This window comes from Photobacterium marinum (assembly GCF_000331515.1).
Lineage (GTDB): Bacteria > Pseudomonadota > Gammaproteobacteria > Enterobacterales > Vibrionaceae > Photobacterium > Photobacterium marinum.
On the sequence record NZ_AMZO01000006.1, the window covers coordinates 325,086 to 344,514 of the forward strand.

Genomic DNA, 19,429 nt, shown 5'->3' on the forward strand with positions numbered 1-19,429 from the left:
CTGAGGCCCGGTTTAAAGTCTCACTCAGACTTTAATAATCGATTAAGCTAGTGCTTCCATCTGACCTTTGATGATTTCAGAGTGGGTACCGAATACCGCCTGGAAGTTGTCGCCTTTCTCGAAGACACCTGCTGCACCCAGAGCTTTCAGGCGAGCTGTGTCAACTTTAGAGCTATCGTGAACTGTAACACGTAGACGCGTGATACATGCTTCTAGGTCTTTGATGTTAGCTTTACCGCCGAATGCTTCAGCAATATCTTTAGCCAGGCCATCAGAAGCAGTGTTTACTTCAACTTTAGATTCGTCTTCGTCTTCGCGACCTACAGTCTTCAGGTTAAGTGCTTTGATTAGCGTTGTGAACACTAGGAAGTAGATTACTGCGTACACAAGACCGATTACTGGTAGCAACCAACCGTTTGTTGACTGACCGAATAGTAGGGTGAAGTCAAACAGACCGTGGCTGAAAGTAGTACCGTGTTTAATGCCCAGCATAATCATTACTACGAAAGCTGAACCTGCTAGTAGTGCGTGAGCAACATACAGTACTGGAGCAACGAATAGGAATGCGAATTCGATTGGCTCAGTAATACCAGTTAGGAATGAAGTCAGAGCAGCAGAACCTAGGATTGAAGCAACTTTCAGTTTGTTCTCTGGCTTAGCAGTTACGTACATTGCAAGACATGCAGCTGGTAGACCAAACATCTTGAACATGTAACCACCTGCTAGGTTACCCGCAGTTGGGTCGCCAGCTAGGTAACGAGGGATTTCACCGCGTACAACTTCACCAGCAGCAGTTGTGAACTCACCAACTTCGTAGAAGAAAGGTGCGTTCCAGATGTGGTGCAGGCCGAATGGGATTAGAGAACGTTCAACGATACCGTAGATACCGAATGCAACTTCTGGAGACTGGTAAGCAGCCCACTCAGAGAAGCTTGCGATACCTGCACCGATTGGCTGCCATACAACAGCAAGGATAGCAGCAACCACACACGCAGCCAGTGACGTTACGATAGGAACGAAACGTTTACCGCCGAAGAAGCCAAGGTAAGTTGGTAGCTTGATAGAATGATATTTGTTAAACAGCTGTGCGGCCACCAAACCCATGATTACACCACCGAATACACCGGTGTCTGTACCTTCAGCGACAACGCCAAGTACGCGGGTCATTGTCAGGTAACCCAGACCTGCTGCCAGTGCTGCTACACCGTCGTTTTTGGTAAAGCCTAGTGCAACACCGATGGCAAATAGCAATGCCATGTTGGCGAACACACCTAGACCGGCTTCCGTCATTACTTGAGCAACGATATCAGGTAGGAACTTAGCAACCTCGGAGTTACCACCGATACCTAGTAGGATACCTGCAGCTGGCATACACGCTACAGGTAGCATGAGGCTACGCCCCATTTTTTGCATAGTACTAAAAACGTTCATTTGAACCCCCATTCATTATGAACTTTTAAATCCGTATTGTATTGTCTATATATGATTTGAAACTATATTCGCTAAAAACTCACCTGCTGAGTGAATCAGGAAATATAATTAGCGATAAAACTTTTTTACTTGCATGGTTATCTATTATCTATATCAGTTGATAACCTTTTTTATAAAATAAACACGTCGTCTTAAATATGGCTTTTTTAGCTCTTTATATGATTTTCATGTTTATTTGTTTTACTCCTTGGAGTTTTGTTTTCTTCCCTCCAATTCATGTTGCTTATCATAGGCGAGGTTTTAAAAAAATTACGAGTTGTACGTCACACTGGATGTAACATAGTGTAATTTATAGTTTCTTTAGGTAACAAAAAAATGGAGTTATGTAAGTTTAACGTAACGTTGTTTCGTAACAATTAGGGATGAGATGTACTTTAATGCTACGCTGCTTGGGTTTAACCTATTGAATTAATTGTGTTTAGTTGAAGTGTTTTGATGTTTTGTGAATGTAACACTTCAGCCTTTCCTTTTTATATTGTTACGCAGATTAGGTTTTGTGATCGTTATAACAAATCAAGTTATGCTGTGGTTTGCATATTTTAAGTTAAGCAGTTTTTTATATCAAACTGGTTGATTAAAATATGTGAGCTTCAAGTTATATAAGGGCTTTTATATTTTCTTTGTGCTTTTTTGCTTAGTTATAAGAGTGGTTTTATACGTTCTTAATACTGGTTTTTTAAACCTGTTTGGTGCGGTAATTTAATAAAGCCAATAAAACGGTTTCTTATAGCCTTTATTTGTGGCATGTGTGCATGTTCGGTTTGGTTTTTTATCTTGCAAACCGCACTTTCTCTTTGGTTTTTATTGTTACCTAATCAATTGTGATGGCGATCAACTTAATGTTCGGATTATAAAGTTCTATATTTTACCGTTTCGGTTTAGTCGCATTAGAGCCAATAGAGGCTTTGTTTACTAAATCGTACAGAACTATTTTCTACTTCGCGATTTGAACTGGCATAGCTTGTACTGGATGTGATAGATGAATAAAAGTAAAGTAACTTACCGAACACATAACGGGAAAGTGTATAACCAAGCGCTTATTAACCGAGGTTCTCCCACCTTTTGGAGCGGTGAAGAGGCTATTGAAGCCGCTGGAACTGTTCAGTTCACCACGAACGTCGAGGTCGAGTTGTCCCTGTCTAATGTCCCTGTCTAATGTCGCTGATGGTGAAGCACTACTAGGGTTACTTAAGCAAATTCACCGGAAAATAAAGGCGATATTGGGTAACGGAGCCTATGATTCTCTTCGGCGTTATCAAGTAATCATAAGTAAAAAGACATAGCACTGATACCGCCGAGAACAGGTGCAGCATGTTGGGAAGATGGCCAGCCAATAAATCTTGCGGTCGCGAACAAACGAATTCATGGCTGTGGTTATCACTCTCGCTCAATTTTCGAGACCGTTATGTCTCGTTATAAGAAACTGATAAACCCCTCGTTGTCGATGAGAGATGATGAACAAGTAGCAGTGCATTAAATAAGCTAACAAGGCTAGGTATGCCGGATACTCGTCGAATAGATTAATAACGAGTAAAAATGGGAGTTGTTTGTTCAAAATTTGAATTGATTAACAAAGCCCCATTGAGCTATAAAACTTTTCAAAAGTCATCGACATGGCAAAATAAGCCCACTAATTTGTTTCTTTGTGATTAGTTCTTCTTGGTCGAAAGGTCTGATCATGGAACCAGTGTTTAGTTCCCAAGATTTTTATCCGAGCTCAGGTTAACTTAATTAGCCTGTTGTCGTTTGGCAAGAAATTGCTCAGTAAGAAATAGTTTTGTAAGTAATGTTCAGGCAAGTAATTGATGAAAACAGAACCCTGATAGGTCTGGGCGTGTAACAGCTAGACTTACGTACATATGGCACTACGCCTTACAGCCAGTCTCCGTAACAGGAGGGATTACTTATGACAGCACAAGTAAAAGCGTTTTATCACCAAGATACATCAACTATAAGTTATATCGTTTTTGATCAGATTGGAGGTCATGCTGTTGTTATTGATAGCGTAAGGGATTTTGCTGTTAATTCAGGCATGGTAGGTAGCATCTTTGCTGATCAGTTGATCGCATTTCTTAATGATAATGACCTTACTACAGACTGGATTTTAGAAACCCACGCTCATGCCGATCACCTTTCTGCGGCGAGTTATCTTAAAGAGCGGGTTGGCGGAAAGATTGCTGTAGGTAAGGGGATAACTGAAGTTCAAAGCTTTTTTAGGCCGCTGCTTGCGCTCAATGATGAACTCTTTACTGATGGTCGCGACGGCTTCGATCACTTGTTTAAAGATCTGGAGTGCTTTTCCTTTGGATTATTAAGTGGAAGAGTTATCGCCACACCGGGGCATACCAACGACAGTGTGACTTATCTTATTGAAGGTAACGCTTTTGTGGGTGATACCTTGTTTATGCCTGATTTTGGTTCGGCACGTTGCGACTTTCCCGGCGGGGATGCATCACTGCTATATGACAGTATTCGAAGGATCTATGAGTTGCCGGATGAGACTAAATTGTGGATCTGTCATGATTATCAGCCAGGTGGCAGGGAGCTGGCCTATCTGACAACGGTAGCAGAAAGTAAAGCTGACAATATTCACATTAGTGATGATGTTACCAGAGATGATTTTATTCAGTTCCGACAAGAGAGAGACAGCCATCTGTCTGCGCCGAAACTGCTTTACCCTTCGGTCCAGGTCAATATCAGGGCCGGGCAGCTACCGGAGAAGTTTTTTAAAATTCCGATTATGATGCCTGCTTAGCAGATAAGCCCGGAGAACGGTGTTTCACCCGGGCTTTTGCGTTTTAGTGTAGTAAACAATTAATGACTGAACTCACCGAGCAATTTCTGTTGTTGCTGAGATTGCTCCAGCAATGACTGGCTCATCTCATGGGTTTCTTGTGCGGTCTGATTCAGTGCTGATGAGGCAGCCAGAATAGCTTCCGAGTTTCGGTTGATTTCTTCTGTTGCTGAACTCTGCTGTTCCGCGGCACTGGCAATCTGCAATGTCATTCCAGATATCTGCTCGATAGCCTGACTGATCTTATCCAGAGATTCCCTTGCATGTTCGGCTTCTTCAACAGATCGACGTGCGCCAACACGGCTTGACTCGATAACTTCAACGGTTTCATTGGTTTTATCGCGTAGAACTCCAATCATGTTGTTGATTTCGCGGGTTGCATCCTGAGTTCTTGATGCCAGGTTACGGACCTCATCGGCCACAACGGCAAAACCTCGTCCCTGCGAGCCGGCTCGTGCTGCTTCAATTGCGGCATTGAGTGCCAGCAGGTTTGTCTGCTCAGCAATACCGCTGATCACGTCAGTAATGGACTCAATGCCTTCACTGTGTTCAGCAAGAATATTGACGGTTTGACGAGCCTGCTCCAGCTGCTCAGAAAGAGCATTAATTGCCTGCGCTGTATTCTCAACGGTTTGGTTACCTTCAATGGTGGCGCTGCTGGCATCTTCAGTGTGATGCGCTACTTGCTGGGCATTATTAGCAACTTCATGAGAAGTCATGGCCATCTCGTTGATTGAAGCGGCCAGTTGATCAATTTCTTGTTGTTGGCCCGCTATGTGTCTAGCTGAATCACCAGCATTGGTTTGTGCTGTTTTGCTGGTTTCCAGCAGGTAGCCGCCAATGTTCTGGATATCAAGGATCAGCTTTTGCAGCGACGCCATGAAGTGATTGAAGTTTTCGGCTAACTCCTGGAATTCATCATTGCTGCTTGAATCAATACGCTGGCCAAGATTGGCTTTACCACTGGCAATTTGTCGCATGGCTTTACCGATTAACTGCATTGGTTTAAGCAGACGGCTAATTATCAGGCTATAGAAGAAACAGCACAGCAGCGCTGTACCCAAAGTAAATACCACTATGAAAGTTTGCATCTGGTTAACAGAGGCATATGCGGCCTCATAGTTGAGGACTAAGCCGACTTTCCATTTGGCACCGTTAATTGCAACAGGCGCAAATGACAGCAATTGTTTTTGACCATTAATGGATGCAGGTTGTAATTGGTTAGTCAGTGTCGGTACGCGATCGAACAGTTGTGACAGCGGTTTGCCATTGAAGTCCGGATTCGGGTGACTGATGATGACACCGTCATTGCCGACAAGGAATGCGTAGCCGCCGCTTCCAAGTGGATGGTGCCGCAGAATATCAAGCAGGGCATCAAGTTCAATTTTGCCGTTTACAACACCATGAATGCCACGCGCGTCAGTCAGAGGGGCACCGATTGCAATCATCAGCTTTTGTGTTTTGGTGTCCGTATATGGTTTTTTGATATTGATATCACCTTTTGCTCTGGCCTCTTTGTACCATGAGCGTTTACGGGCATCGTAGGTTTTGTCATTAAACGGATGGTTGATGATGAGATTTGGTCTGTCTTCCAAACCGACATAGGCTACCGAAAACTCTTGTTTAAGAATTGGTAGGTCTATCAGCCTTTGTATGTCGTTATCGCTTGTAGCCTGAGATATTCCCTGGCGCAGCATTCGGATCTGTTTTTCTTTTCCCTGTAACCAGGTACCAATATGGTTAGCCATGGAGACTGAATAAGTTTCCATTTTATTGGTTACATTATCGGTAATGTCTTTGTATGAGTTGTAATAAAGAATTGCAGAAAGAGCAGCAATAGCACCGGTTGCGATCAAGGTGCTTGAAATTATTAGTTTGTGGGAAAACTTCATTGTGCAATATCCCTGATAAAATAAATGTTACTAACAATAATCACAGTAAGTGATAACTGTTGATTTATCCTTTAACTGTCACGACGAATTTAATAGGCAAACATTCTGAAGTAAGAAATATCCGCTTATGTTTTTGAGGAAATATTCACAAAGATCACCTTCTTGCCATGGTTAGAGTAAAAATGGCTTTCGCCATAAATGTTAGAACTGTTATTAATTGTTCATGCTTAAGATGCATGTATAAAATGCGCTTTTGAAATCTATTTGTCACTGAATATACATTTATTTTTTGATGTTGCTCTTCTTTAGTAGGTTTTATTTTCTAATTTGATTTTATTTTGTCACTGCCAGGTCTTTGCGGCATTTTTTTGACGATTGAATTCATGCGTTGATATAAGATGAAGTTGTTCAACGTTAAGTTGTGCATGGTGAGGTGTTTTCGCCATGTATTTCTCTGGAATTGTTGATTATGTAGCATCAGAGAATTTATTCTGAATTGCCACAAATTCTTTTTCGCTAAAGTTTACAGGGCGCGACTCAAGCAACTTACCAGGATTGGAAATAATCATAATGTGAGGGAAGGTATTAAACTTAGAGAATAAGTTGAAAAATTCTTCATTCTCATTTTCCTCACTCCAGTTTGCCTTCATGAAAACAAACTTACTCTTAATGGTTTTATCATACCCTAATTTATGTGAATATTTTTCGAACTTATAACACCAGTTACACCAGTTTTCTTCAGCAATTACAAAGATATTTTTATGTTTGGTTGCTGCTGTAGATAATGCATTGTAATAGTCGTCAATTGCAATCCTTGTCGGGTCATAAATGTCATTTGGTTTGGCTTAAGCCTGTGATGAGACAAGAATTAAAAATAATAATAATAATAATGCTTTGATGTGTGACACGTAAAAAGCATCCTGTTATTAGCGAAAATAGCTTTTTGTATGATGATATCTGCTAGGGTAACAGTACAGAATAGCTTTATCTTCGAGGGGGGTGTTTAATATGGGTTGCTATAATTGCACGAAACGTAAGTAATTAGTTTTAAGCAATAACGATAGTTTGAATATACTCTAAAATTGGCGTGTGTCGAAAGTTAAAGTGAGGACGTCACTGATGACAAGAGATGAAATGCTGTTGTTTGAAAAGAAGCCTTTATGTCCGATTGTGGAAGAGCTCAAAGGCCTTTTCGAAGATAACCCGGAAGTGCTGTCGGCATTCGATGAAGCGATCAGTCATGTAAAAGACTTCCCAGATGAACCGCCTCTCAAGCCAAAAGAAAATATCTGGTCAGGTAAGGATTATTTGGCATTTTGTGATTATTTTAATAATTGGTTTCACTACCTTGCCTCACCGTCAGCTTCGGGACTTGGCTTTATCATGCATTTCACGGAGTTTTACTACAACAATGAGAAAGCCGCTTATTTCCTTAACAACTTTGAATTGGATGGTCGGCCGGTAATTTACGACTGGACAGTAAAGTTTATCACTGAGCGTGGCAAGTTTATGGATACTCCTGGTCAGGAAGTCCGGCAGGTGATAAACGAGTGGGTGAGTGAACCTGACACGCATATTGAAGACTTTCAGATGCCAGCTGACGGATATCGAACATTTAATGAATTTTTTACCCGTGAGTTAAAGCCTGGCGCAAGACCTGTTTGTGCTCCTGATGATGATTCCGTTATCGTTGCTCCGGCGGACAGTGAGCTCAATATGATTGATTCAGAGTTGACAGATGAGACCGAAATCCCGACAAAAGGGTACCGCCATCTGAATGTAAAACAATTGCTGAATGGCTATTACAGTTGGGACCGTTTTATCGGTGGAACAGCACTGTCTTGTGTGCTGTTACCTTCTGATTACCATCATTATCATTCTCCGGTAACAGGAAAGCTGGTTCATTATGAAGAAGCAGGAAAGGTGTATTTCGGACTGGAAGAGGCGCCATCCTGGTTCCATGACGGCAATGTTGGTGCCAGCGATGCAAAATTCAGTGCTTTTGAACAATTCCATCGGGCTATCTTTGTCTTTCAGACAGAGCAGTTCGGGCAGGTCGCAATGGTGGCTGTTGGGCTGAACACCATAAGTAAAATCGGCGCGGACATGAGCTCGATAAACACGGTAAATAAATACAAAAAGATCGACGAGCATAATCCGCTTATGGTTTATAAAGGTGAGCAGCTCGGGCATTTCAAATATGGTGGCTCACTCAATATTCTTTTGTTTGAGCCGGGCGTGTTTGAGGGGGTAAAAGTGCATCAGGGGCAAAGAATTGGTACCTTGAGTAAACCGTCATGATTCGTTGTGTTACTAGTGATCTCAGATAGGATCCGTGGCTAACTCCCAGCAGTTTCGGCCATTTGCTTTGGCTTTATAAAGTGCAGTATCTGCCTGTCCGATGAGCTTGTCTAAATTGCTTGTTTGGGCGTGTTCGATTGCTGCGCCAAGGCTTATGGTGCACCTGACTTTTTCATGTTTGTGAGAGATGTATAGGCTCTCAACACAGGCTCGGATTTTTTCAGCTACAAGTTTAGTTTCGTTTTCATTTGTGTCGTGTAATAGCACGATGAATTCTTCACCGCCCAGTCGGGCAATATAATCATGTTTGCGCAGTATTGATTTGATTTTACATGTTATTTTTATCAGCACTTGGTCGCCAAATTGGTGACCATATCTGTCATTAACTTGTTTGAAGTAATCAATATCCATAATGATGATGCTGATCTTTTTTCCTGAGTCATCAGCACTCTGCCTCAGGATGGCGTTGCCTTTCTCCGTAAATGCTCGTCGGTTTAACAAGCCAGTTAACGGATCGGTCTTGGCCAGTTTTTTCATTATATTTGCTTGCTCTTCATGGTGCTTCACCCAGCGAAAATTGGCGAAAATGAAGACGATGAAGCCGATAGGAGTAAAGATATCTTCCATTAAGTCGATAACGGCAAGCTCAACAGTAATTTCGTCAATGGCATCAAGTAGGTGACCAAGGAAGAGGAAGCAGGTAGAGAGTAGTAGTAGGCGGTAGATATTCCTGAAGCAATCAGTATTCAGGCGTTCAATCCAGAACATAAGGAAAAGGCATCCTGATGCGATTCCTCCTTCTGTGAAGATCTCTATATATTCAATTTGTCCATGAGAAGGGTAAGCTGCAGATATATAAACGGTAAGCGCTGATGCTAAAAGCATAACGGAAAGCTGTAAACTGTACTTAGAGATCTTACCCATGAAAGCACCTGCAACTACTATTGATACTAATATCGTAGCATAGATATTGCTAGGTTAAAGCAAAAAGTACATTTTAAATGCGCCTTATTGCCTCGTGGTATCTGACTGAATTGGCTGGCTATTATGGATACTATTTGCCAGCAGTAGCCTTGTGGCCGTTGATACCACAAGCCTATAGTTTTAATGAGATCTCTCTGCCGTTATGCTGTTTTCACTCATATTTCCCCGGGCAATTTCAAAGCACTTCATTTGATGTTCTTTAGCTAGATTGACAATGTTCGCATCAAGTTTTCCACTTTGCACAAAGTTATCAAGTATGGCAGTAATACCATCCGGTGACATTCCTTTTCGATAAGGACGATCCTGCACTAAAGCCTGAAAAATGTCAGCGACGGCTATGATTCTGGCTTCAATGCTGAGATCTTTTTCGTTCGGATGGAACGGGTATCCTGCGCCGTTCAACCCTTCATGGTGGTAAGCAGCCCAGCGGGCTATTTCATCCATTCCTTGTATATGCCGGAGGATTTCGTAGGTCTCATAACTATGCTGGTTCATGATTGAGCGCTCAATATTGTTGAGTGGCCCCGGTTTGTCCAGAATATGATCCGGTGTGTGTAGTTTTCCTAGGTCATGCAGCAAGCCGGCGATTTCAATTTTGTCACATTGCAGATGTGATAAGCCGTAACTTATACCAAGGTATTTTGCTAAATTGGCGACTCTGAGAGAGTGCTGAGCCGTAAATGGACTTTTCTGGTCAACGATGTATGCCATGATCATCGACAGCTGTTTGAGCTGGGGAATCGTCAGTGGTCGTTCGCTCTTGTACTTTCCCATATCCCAGGTAAAACGGGTTACATGGCGATCTTCCAGTGCTATCCAGAAGGATTCACATTTTTCTGCTTCTACAAACGCTTCGACAAGAGTTGGATCGAAGTAACTGCCAGAGTGTTTCAGCAGGCTTTCGACTATTTCTTTGCGAGCCAGCAAGATGTCTGATTCGTAATGGGGAGCAGCGAGCACATCAATACGGTCTGCCAGAAAGATGAGGTTGGCCATGCGCGCGTTTTGCATGCTGATATTGATGTCTTGTAGTTTTTCCCATGGTGTGTGGTGGTGAAGAACCGGAATAGCAAATGCCGAGAGAGGGGCAAAGTTATTCAGCAGGTTGTAACCAATCTGACAGTGGATATGTGAATCCTGCCAGTCAAAGTGATTTACCAGATTGGAATGCATTTGTTCTGTTGAAACGCCGCAATCGTGCAGCAGCCCTAAATCAAAGGCGAACTGAATGTCTTGTTCGCTAAACCCGAGCCGTTGTCCCAGTTGGCTGGCAATGTAGCCAACACGCTTGCCGTGATTGGTGTCATTCATACCAACCAGTGATACTGCGGTTTCGATTGCAATGATCATCTGTCGAAGATCGATTTGTAACTCAGAAAATGTACTCATTGCCTCTCCCTGATCAAAACTCAGAAAATCGCCATGTTCTTCTCTGTCTTACAGCCAGCTATCTTAAAGTAACGTGTACTACCATTATTGTTTTTGTCACAACAATCAGGCTAGCAATATATTCAATGTATTTTGTTGAGGACGATCGGATAAATGAGAGTGCTAAATATAAACAGGATGTGAGTACGGTTTGGAGCTGTTTGGGATTGAAGGATCCAAACCGTTATGCTGAGGCAACTCATTCGGTAAAGCGAGTAAGGATGTATTTTCCTGATATTTACGAGTTATCGATTAGAAATGGTAAGCAACACCCACAGACATCATATTAATGTCTTCTTCATCAATTTTATAAACTTCATATTCAGCGCGGACAGAGAATTGGTGAATGTTCATAGCGATCCCAATGCCGTAAGTTGGATCAAAACCTGTCTCAAGGTCACTTTGGTGTTTAATATAATAGGCAGAAGTGTTTGATGAAACATCCACAATGGAATCTACATACCAATACTGCATTCCGATTTTACCAAATATGTTGAAAGTTTCAGAAAGGGGAAACGAGCCAACTAGGTCAATACCAACTGATTCAATGTCATATCGAATATCAGTATTAGCCGTAATATTTTGTTTAGTAAAATCAGCGTTTACTGTGTACTGACCTAAGTTTGTATAAAAAGCTTCCAGAGATATGTTGTCGTTGATTTCAGCACCGCCAAAAATTTTGAAGGCTGTATCACTATCATCAATAGTAATATCATAAAATCCTTCAGGCTTAATATCGTTGTGGTTAGATGAAGCGTTTGCGTCTAACTCAGCTTTACCTGCTGAAATGCCGAAATAATAATTGTCGAAAGCTTGAGCATTCACAACTACAGGAAATAGTGAAACAGCCATACAAAGGCGAAATAGACCTTTTTTCATTTTGTACCTCTGAGATAAATAAGGCAGAGGATACTATCATGGGTGTATTGAATCTTTATTGTTTTAATTATTAGTTGGTTAATGTTATAGCGTATATGCTATTGGGGTATTTTAAAGGTATATATTCTACCCAAAATAAAAATGCTGGTATTTAAACCAGCATTTTTGAAAGGGGGAATAACTGAGTTTTATTTGTTCTTAAGCAAGCATAAGGTTTGCGATCATTGCAGACAGAACACTAACCAGTGTTGCACCATACAGCAGGCGCAGGCCGAAACGTGCAACCATGTTACCTTTTTCTTCGTTCACACCTTTAACTGCACCTGCAATAATACCGATAGAACTGAAGTTTGCGAAAGAAACCAGGAAGATAGACAGCGTGCCAACAGTTTGTGCGGACATAGTTGCCATCTTGTCTTGCAGAGCCATCATTGCTACGAACTCGTTAGAAACAAGCTTGGTTGCCATAATGCTGCCTGCTTGCAGTGCTTCACCAGCAGGGATACCCATTAGCCAGGCAATAGGGTAGAACAGGTAGCCAATTGCATCCTGGAAGCTGATACCAAATGCAGACGTAAAGATTTGGTTGATCATCGCAATAAGTGAAATGAAACCAATCAGCATTGCTGCAACAATTACTGCAACTTTAAAGCCTGTGATGATGTATTCACCCAGCATTTCAAAGAAGCTCAGCTTTTCTTCACTTGAACTTTTCATCATGTCATCGAAATTGACTTCTGAGTCATGATCATAAGGGTTAATTAGTGACAGAATAATAAAGGTGCTGAACATATTAAGAATAAGTGCGGCAACCACATATTTTGGTGCAATCAGCTGCATGTATGAGCCAACAATAGACATAGATACTGTCGACATTGCTGTTGCTGCCAGTGTATACATACGGCGCTCAGACATTTTGCCAAGAATATCTTTATAAGTAATAAAGTTTTCAGATTGGCCTACCATCAATGCACTAATAGCATTAAAGGATTCCAGTTTGCCCATGCCGTTAATTTTAGAGAGAACAAAACCAATAAACTGAATTACGACAGGAAGAACTTTAATGTGCTGAAGAATACCGATTAATGCAGAGATAAATACAATCGGCATTAATACCTGCATAAAGAAATCAAACTGGTCGATATTAACTACGCCACTGAATACGAAATTTGTACCTTGTGCTGCGAACTTCATTAGGTTGTTAAAGGCATCAGAAAATTGGGTGACGATACCTGTACCGGCAGAAGAGTTTAATAAGAAATACGCAAGGCCCATTTCAATAACGAGAAGCTGAATAATATAACGGATTTTTATGCTCTTTCTGTCTTTGCTGGCTAATAATGCTAAAGCGCCGACAACAGCCAGGCCAAAGATAAAATGTAGGTAAGGCATATAAAAGGTACTCTTTAGTGATGTATCTCAAAATCTATATATATCTTCGACTATTAATTTCATCAATAAAGTGATCAATACCTCATTTTGTATGAGTGTATATTTTGCCATCAGCTATGAATAGTGAATGAAATATTATCCATATGGCTTGCTGAGAATAAAATATCCCCTTTTATGCTCTTTGCTGGAATAAGAATGCAGAAAAAACACGTTTGACTATCAATAATGCAATCTGATTTCTATAAAACGAGTTGCTTAAAATCCAATCAAGTTGGTTGCATATTAACTTATGCTGTTGATGCTTGATTTCTATTTGAATTGACGGTTATTGGTTGAACGGTTGGGCGAAATGATGTTCATTGTGGAAGTTTCTAAACCAATAATTCAATAAACCACCTTCTGAAAAGAAGGTGGTTTATTGATGCGCTGTGATCCACTTCAGTTAATTAGAAGCGATCCAGGTTCATGACTTTCGTCCAGGCACTTACAAAATCTTCCATAAATTTCTTTTGTGCATCATTGGCTGCATAGACTTCTGCAACAGCACGTAACTCAGAATTCGCTCCGAAAATGAGATCAACCGATGTAGCGGTCCACTTTGTATTGCCTTTCTCTCGGTCTACACCTTCGTATATGCCTTCTGATTTAGATGACTTTCGCCACTGTGTTGACATATCGAGTAGATTTACAAAGAAATCATTACTCAGTGTCCCTGGTTTGCTTGTTAATACTCCATGTGGTGACTGTTCGCTATTTGCATTCAACACACGCATTCCTCCAACAAGGACCGTCATTTCGGGCACTGTCAGTGTTAATAAATCAGCTTTATCAACAAGGCTTTCAGCTGGCGAGCGTTGATTATCGCTGGCAAAGTAGTTGCGAAAGCCATCTGCGGTTGGCTCCAGTACGGCAAATGAGTTTACGTCTGTCTGTTCTTGTGCCGCATCCATACGGCCTGGTGTAAACGGAACCTGGATTTGATGTCCTGCTTGTTTAGCCGCTTGTTCAATTGCTGCTGCACCACCAAGAACAATGAGATCAGCGAGTGAGACTTTCTTCTCTCCGGGCTGCTTGTTGTTGAAGTCATTTTGAATTGTTTTTAGTTCCTTTAATACTTTGCTCAGCTCTTTGGGGTTATTGGCTGCCCAGTTAATTTGAGGTTCAAGACTTATACGAGCCCCATTTGCACCTCCTCGCATGTCAGTGCTGCGGAATGTTGATGCAGATGCCCATGCGGTTTTGACTAACTCAGGAACAGAGAGATCTGAAGCAAGAATTGTCTTTTTGAGGCTTGCAACGTCCTTATCATCAATCAGAGGATGGTCAACAGCCGGAATAGGGTCTTGCCATAGCATTTCTTCTTTCGGAACAAGGTCACCCAGATAGCGCGCCCTAGGCCCCATGTCACGATGAGTTAACTTGAACCAGGCTTTGGCAAAAGCAAGTTCAAACTCTTTGGGATTGTCGAGAAAACGCTTGGCAATTTTCTGATATATCGGATCAAATTTGAGCGAAAGATCCGTTGTAAACATGATTGGAGCGTGTCTTTTCGACGGATCGTGAGCATCAGGCACCATTTGCGATGCATTATTATCATCAGGAATCCACTGAATGGCTCCTGCCGGGCTCTTGGTTTGAACCCAGTCGAAGGCAAATAAGTTTTGTAGGTAGCTGTGGGTCCATTGAACTGGGTTGACAGTCCATGCGCCTTCGAGGCCACTAGTGATGGTATCTGCTCCCTTACCGGTCTCGTAATTGTTCTTCCAGCCCAGTCCTTGTTCTTCAATGCTGGCGGCTTCTGGTTCAGGACCTACATGTTTGGATGGAGCGGCGGCACCGTGAGCTTTACCAAATGTGTGCCCTCCTGCAATCAGTGCAACAGTTTCTTCATCATTCATAGCCATTCGGCCGAATGTTTCGCGAATGTCTTTTGCTGCCGCTATTGGATCTGGATTACCATTGGGCCCTTCAGGGTTCACATAAATTAACCCCATTTGAACGGCGGCAAGTGGTTGCGCCAGATCTCTGTCTCCACTGTAGCGCTCGTCGGCTAAGAATTTGTTTTCAGGTCCCCAGTAAACCATATCTGGTTCCCAGGCATCTTCACGACCACCGGCAAAGCCCAAGGTTTTGAAACCCATTGATTCCATTGCAACGGTACCGGCAAGGATCATCAGATCCCCCCAGGACATTTTCCGTCCATATTTTTGTTTAATTGGCCAAAGCAAACGCTGGGCTTTATCAAGGTTTGTGTTGTCGGGCCAGCTATTAAGAGGGGCAAACCGCTGCATTCCTCCATAGGCACCACCCCGTCCGTCGCTGATACGGTAGGTACCGGCACTATGCCAGGCCATTCGAATGAAAAGTGGTCCATAATGGCCATAGTCTGCTGGCCACCAGTCCTGAGATGTTTTCATCAGAACTTCCAGATCTTTTTTTACCTCATTCAGATTTAGGCTCTCAAATTCTTCTGCGTAGTTGAAGTTTTCGCCCATCGGGTTTGAGGCTGCCGAGTGCTGTCGGAGAGGATTGAGGTTGAGTTTTTCAGGCCACCAAAATTGATTAGACTTTGCTTGGGCCTGAGCATTTGCATCATTGGTCAGAAGTACTGGTGACAGGAAAATAGCCAAAGCAGCAAATAGAGGGATTGTCTGCTTAAACATAGTTTCACCCATTATGTTAAGGATACAAGTAAAATATACATCTGATTATTCTGGCTAAGCGGGGAAAAAATGATGAAAAAACTGATGGCTCTAATCGAAAAATCCAATCAAATGATAACTGGCTGTTATCATTGGTGAGTTTAGGGTTAAGTATAGAAGTCGTTTTTTATTGGGACGCTTAGCCATTGTCTCCATAAGTATGGGTTTGTGCCCTTTGTAGATGCTTCACTCCTCCAGCTTTGGCTATCCGGTCACGAAATGGTATACCTCATGCCCAATTTTAGCGTTGTCCCAGGAAAAAAAATGAATTTTAATTGTGTGGTGTTCTTGGTGCCGATTTTCAGAGTTACTTCTTAGGTTTTTGATAAGTAAGGTTTATTCTGTATTTGAAGATTTAGAAAACTGAGTTTGTTCTAATCATGTTTGACTTGCTTGAATAGTGAATGGATATATAGAGGATACGAGCAATTTTACTGGCAAGGTAGACTTATATCATCTTATTTCTTTGTACTTGATACAGATGAAGTTGTGAACATTCTTTTAATTGCTAACCTTGGGCAAGCATTTGTGTAGCAAATCATCAACAAGTGTGAGTCGACTATTTCTAGGATGAGAACAGAACAGTGCTAATAAATTTGAAAGATGATTTGATAGTTTAAAGGCGAACTCATTGATTCGCCTTTTACTTTTTTGCTAGATGATTATCATGCAATAAATATAAATCTGGTTAAACAATCATTGTTTAATAATAATTTAGTTTATTTCATCTGAAGTGTTAATGGAAAGTAGCGCTCTGTTTTTGTGTTCTTTTTTACTTCTAGATAAAGAGGTTTTAGTTGTTCATCATTTATTATTTTAAAATAACGCAGGTTTTTAAGTGTAATGTAATCCATATTCTACAATTATTTATCGATAAATTGTTTTATTCAGTCATTTCATAATGCTTGCTTTTGTTCACTTCTAAAGGAACTTTTTTGCTCTTGTGAGCGTAAACAACTGAATTACAATTGCAACAAATATGCTTACCCCAGTCTCTACGTGTTATATGTTTTTCTATAAATGTTCTATGTACTTGAGTGTAGTTCGTGATATGTGTACATGCTGGACACTTTCTATTAAATATCATTGTATTCTCTTTGGGTATAACTCTAGCCAAATTGTTTTTTTAATTTTTTGTCAGCAGGCTTCGCAAATACGGCTGAATTTATAATGGTGAACTGGCTGTTCACTCTTGTTGTATAGATAGTTATAAATATTACTGATTACATTTAGCATATCTAGATGAGCGTCAGCTATTTGTCTGTACATTCGTCAAAATACAGTCGCCTTCTGTTGCTTTTGTGATCCTTGTCACATTGTGCGGCGTGTGTTTGTCAAGAGATAATTTGGATCTTGGTGTTATTTTGGAATGAGGGTCAAACTATTGGCGTGTTTTGTGTGCTTGAGCATGATTGATGATGGCGCTTTTCATGGTTCTTGTTGATATGCTATGTTGGGATTTTGTTGGCGCTTTAGGTATTAAGTGTTTCTCATTGCTAGGGGGATTGGTGCAATCCTTTGTAGTTTTTTATTTTTGTAACTTTGATGTACGCAATAGAATTTGCCATAAGAAATCATGTGTACATTTTCTATTGTTTTTATATCCAGTTTCCCTTTTTAAAACGGTGTGGATTTATATCACATCCGTAGATGTTTAATTGAATGGTGATTGTATGCGATGTAATTAAAATTTCTGCTGAAATGTTCGTTAATTAAATCATCGTTAAATACACCTTAATTAAAATGAACGTCGTATTTTAAAGGGTTGAGTAGAAGCGCGTATTAGCAAGTTTAAGATCGCTGTCGAGTTTTTCTACCACTTCCGCTAAGAAGGATTGATGGTCAAAACCATAGGCTCCGCCTATAAGCGGCACATCACGGATGGAGTTGGAGTTTTTAACGGAGTTTCCATCGAAATCTTCATGGATAAAGATATCCCAGTTTCCTCTGTTCGTTTGTTTTAAATCGACTTTTCTGAGATGCAAAAGCTTGGATATGCGGCATCCTGTAATGGCTCTGAAATCGCTTCAATTCCTAGTTGGGTATTTGCGAAAGGGGAATCACTGCCTGGGGCGTATCGTTGCGGAGATGGAGTGTTAAGGTTTATACACTGGTCTCCAGATGCAAACCAGTGATGTTGTTCTCGCTCGCTACTTAGTTCACTACTGGCGATGAGGCGAGATGTCATCCGAATATCATCAAAGTCTTTGTAACTTCTAATGCCATCAACCAGTCTTTGCTTCAGGTAATCGGCATTTCCCACGGCTCTGTATCGCTGGCTTGTTTTCAATGACACAGTACCGGACTTTCGTTTTGCTGAATCATGGTTATCGCCCTGCTAATTACAGCAAGTTGTCTTGTCATCAGCAGCCTGAACGCGTTTTTCCGGCTTCCCCCGCTTTGGCTATCCGGTCACGAAATGGTATCCTTCGTGCCCAGTTTTAGCGTTGTGCCCGGAAAAGTAATGAATTTTAATCGTATTGTCTGCTTTGACCTCGAAATGTGTTGTTGGAATGATGGTCGTGAGTCGAGAACCGGTGAAATTATCGAGATCGGAGTCGCCGAGCTTGATTTGGTCAGTGGTGAGATAGTGCGGCGTGCACAACATTTTGTGAAGCCGGAGCATGATGAAGTTTCACCGTTTTGTACCGAGCTGACAGGCATTAAGCCGGAAGTGATTAAGAAAAACGGTAAGCCATTGGCAACCATTCTTAAATCTATTGAAAAGAAATTCGGTGGTCGACATAAGATTTATGCTGCCTGGGGCCGCGATGATCAAATCCTGCAGGCTGAATGTGAAGAAAAAGGCATTAAGGTTCCTTTTACAGAGTATCTGAATCTGGCGACTCTGTTCCGTTTGCAGCGTCATGTTAACAACAAGCGTTGTGGTCAGCGTGCAGCAATGGAAATGGCCGGTATTGGATGGGAAGGTCGCCAGCACTCGGGTTACGATGATGCCTATAATTTGGCTCGTCTTGCCAAAACCATGTTTATGACGTCAGAGGAATCGCAAGAGTAAGTTTGCTCTGACAGATTAGCTACATTCAATAAAGCCAGCACTGATGCTGGCTTTGTTATTTTCCGCCCAATGGTTAGCTATTATTTTTTTCGGGTTCATCTTTTTGAGCCAGTGACAGGAAGCTTGCCATTCCACTGATATCCAGATATCCGTCTGCTTTCTTATGGGTTCTGAGATATTGGTAACCGGAAACTATCTTTACCATCTTCTCTGATGTTGCCTCATCGGCTTTGTGGCCACTGACATGCTCATAAGCTGAGTTCAGCGCCATTCGGTCAACCACTTCTGCTTGTCGATACAGGTAGCCACACCCGGTTGCCAGCCATTCAAGCGAGCAGTTAGCTTTCATCGCAATCTGGTTGGCTTTGTTCAGGCTGGGTTCGCTGCCTTTGAGGTATTTGCGCAGCAGAGCTTCACTGATATCAACGCGGCGGGCAAAGCCACTGATACTCTCTTCCCCAATTAGTGATTTAAGGCGTTGTGCAAATGACATAGTTCGTACTCCGGTTCGAGGCTATTGGGTTATAGCATTGCGCCGGTAGGTTAA

At 41.7% G+C, this 19,429-nt stretch carries 13 protein-coding genes; 3 read left to right on the forward strand and 10 right to left on the reverse strand.

All coding sequences use genetic code 11. The features are described from left to right. Window positions 1–42: 42 nt before the first annotated feature. Window positions 43–1,431 carry a PTS glucose transporter subunit IIBC gene (gene ptsG, locus C942_RS05975; RefSeq protein WP_036798894.1) on the reverse strand — a complete coding sequence of 463 codons (1,389 nt, stop codon included), beginning with the start codon at window positions 1,429–1,431 and terminating at the stop codon, window positions 43–45. Window positions 1,432–3,397: 1,966 nt separating this feature from the next. Here ptsG and C942_RS05985 point away from each other — a divergent pair. Further along, window positions 3,398–4,246 (forward strand): MBL fold metallo-hydrolase, encoded by an 849-nt coding sequence (locus C942_RS05985; protein WP_007463606.1) that lies wholly within the window; start codon window positions 3,398–3,400, stop codon window positions 4,244–4,246. Between the two features lie 59 nt (window positions 4,247–4,305). On the opposite strand, the gene C942_RS05990 is transcribed toward C942_RS05985, so the two are convergent. Beyond that, window positions 4,306–6,177 carry a methyl-accepting chemotaxis protein gene (locus C942_RS05990; RefSeq protein ID WP_007463608.1) on the reverse strand — a complete coding sequence of 624 codons (1,872 nt, stop codon included), beginning with the start codon at window positions 6,175–6,177 and terminating at the stop codon, window positions 4,306–4,308. A gap of 467 nt (window positions 6,178–6,644) precedes the next feature. Continuing rightward, window positions 6,645–7,007 carry a thioredoxin family protein gene (locus C942_RS25730; protein WP_083882309.1) on the reverse strand — a complete coding sequence of 121 codons (363 nt, stop codon included), beginning with the start codon at window positions 7,005–7,007 and terminating at the stop codon, window positions 6,645–6,647. Between the two features lie 289 nt (window positions 7,008–7,296). On the opposite strand from C942_RS25730, the gene C942_RS06000 reads away from it, so the two are divergent. After that, the gene (locus C942_RS06000) at window positions 7,297–8,478 is read left to right on the forward strand and encodes a phosphatidylserine decarboxylase (protein WP_007463612.1); all 1,182 of its coding nucleotides are present in this window, start codon (window positions 7,297–7,299) and stop codon (window positions 8,476–8,478) included. A 21-nt stretch (window positions 8,479–8,499) separates the two neighbouring features. Here the strand turns inward: C942_RS06000 and C942_RS24310 are convergent, their stop codons facing one another. The 6 genes from C942_RS24310 to C942_RS25005 all read right to left on the reverse strand — a co-directional run bounded on the left by C942_RS24310 (window position 8,500) and on the right by C942_RS25005 (window position 18,159). Continuing rightward, window positions 8,500–9,402, reverse strand: a complete 903-nt coding sequence (locus C942_RS24310; RefSeq protein ID WP_007463614.1) for a GGDEF domain-containing protein — start codon at window positions 9,400–9,402, stop codon at window positions 8,500–8,502. A 180-nt stretch (window positions 9,403–9,582) separates the two neighbouring features. Continuing rightward, window positions 9,583–10,851 (reverse strand): HD-GYP domain-containing protein, encoded by a 1,269-nt coding sequence (locus C942_RS06010; protein ID WP_007463616.1) that lies wholly within the window; start codon window positions 10,849–10,851, stop codon window positions 9,583–9,585. Between the two features lie 291 nt (window positions 10,852–11,142). Continuing rightward, entirely contained in the window at window positions 11,143–11,769 is a 627-nt protein-coding gene (locus tag C942_RS06015; RefSeq protein WP_007463619.1) for an outer membrane beta-barrel protein, read from the reverse strand. Between the two features lie 198 nt (window positions 11,770–11,967). Further along, window positions 11,968–13,161, reverse strand: coding sequence for a NupC/NupG family nucleoside CNT transporter (locus C942_RS06020; protein WP_007463621.1), 1,194 nt, complete (start codon window positions 13,159–13,161; stop codon window positions 11,968–11,970). Between the two features lie 446 nt (window positions 13,162–13,607). Continuing rightward, a complete protein-coding gene (katG, locus tag C942_RS06025; RefSeq protein ID WP_007463623.1) occupies window positions 13,608–15,824 on the reverse strand; it encodes a catalase/peroxidase HPI in 2,217 nt (738 codons plus the stop codon). Window positions 15,825–17,823: 1,999 nt separating this feature from the next. Then, entirely contained in the window at window positions 17,824–18,159 is a 336-nt protein-coding gene (locus tag C942_RS25005; protein ID WP_157372568.1) for a hypothetical protein, read from the reverse strand. Window positions 18,160–18,327: 168 nt separating this feature from the next. Here C942_RS25005 and C942_RS06035 point away from each other — a divergent pair, with 168 nt between their 5' ends. After that, a complete protein-coding gene (locus C942_RS06035) occupies window positions 18,328–18,882 on the forward strand; it encodes a 3'-5' exonuclease (protein WP_007463628.1) in 555 nt (184 codons plus the stop codon). A 73-nt stretch (window positions 18,883–18,955) separates the two neighbouring features. On the opposite strand, the gene C942_RS06040 is transcribed toward C942_RS06035, so the two are convergent. After that, window positions 18,956–19,375, reverse strand: a complete 420-nt coding sequence (locus C942_RS06040) for a helix-turn-helix domain-containing protein (RefSeq protein WP_007463630.1) — start codon at window positions 19,373–19,375, stop codon at window positions 18,956–18,958. Between the last annotated feature and the right edge of the window lie 54 nt (window positions 19,376–19,429).

Coding starts and splice junctions, on each gene's coding strand:
- ptsG (WP_036798894.1), bottom strand. CDS start 1,431: ATGAACGTTTTTAGTACTATGCAAAAAATGGGGCGTAGCCTCATGCTA.
- C942_RS05985 (WP_007463606.1), top strand. CDS start 3,398: ATGACAGCACAAGTAAAAGCGTTTTATCACCAAGATACATCAACTATA.
- C942_RS05990 (WP_007463608.1), bottom strand. CDS start 6,177: ATGAAGTTTTCCCACAAACTAATAATTTCAAGCACCTTGATCGCAACC.
- C942_RS06000 (WP_007463612.1), top strand. CDS start 7,297: ATGACAAGAGATGAAATGCTGTTGTTTGAAAAGAAGCCTTTATGTCCG.
- C942_RS24310 (WP_007463614.1), bottom strand. CDS start 9,402: ATGGGTAAGATCTCTAAGTACAGTTTACAGCTTTCCGTTATGCTTTTA.
- C942_RS06010 (WP_007463616.1), bottom strand. CDS start 10,851: ATGAGTACATTTTCTGAGTTACAAATCGATCTTCGACAGATGATCATT.
- C942_RS06015 (WP_007463619.1), bottom strand. CDS start 11,769: ATGAAAAAAGGTCTATTTCGCCTTTGTATGGCTGTTTCACTATTTCCT.
- C942_RS06020 (WP_007463621.1), bottom strand. CDS start 13,161: ATGCCTTACCTACATTTTATCTTTGGCCTGGCTGTTGTCGGCGCTTTA.
- katG (WP_007463623.1), bottom strand. CDS start 15,824: ATGTTTAAGCAGACAATCCCTCTATTTGCTGCTTTGGCTATTTTCCTG.
- C942_RS06035 (WP_007463628.1), top strand. CDS start 18,328: ATGAATTTTAATCGTATTGTCTGCTTTGACCTCGAAATGTGTTGTTGG.
- C942_RS06040 (WP_007463630.1), bottom strand. CDS start 19,375: ATGTCATTTGCACAACGCCTTAAATCACTAATTGGGGAAGAGAGTATC.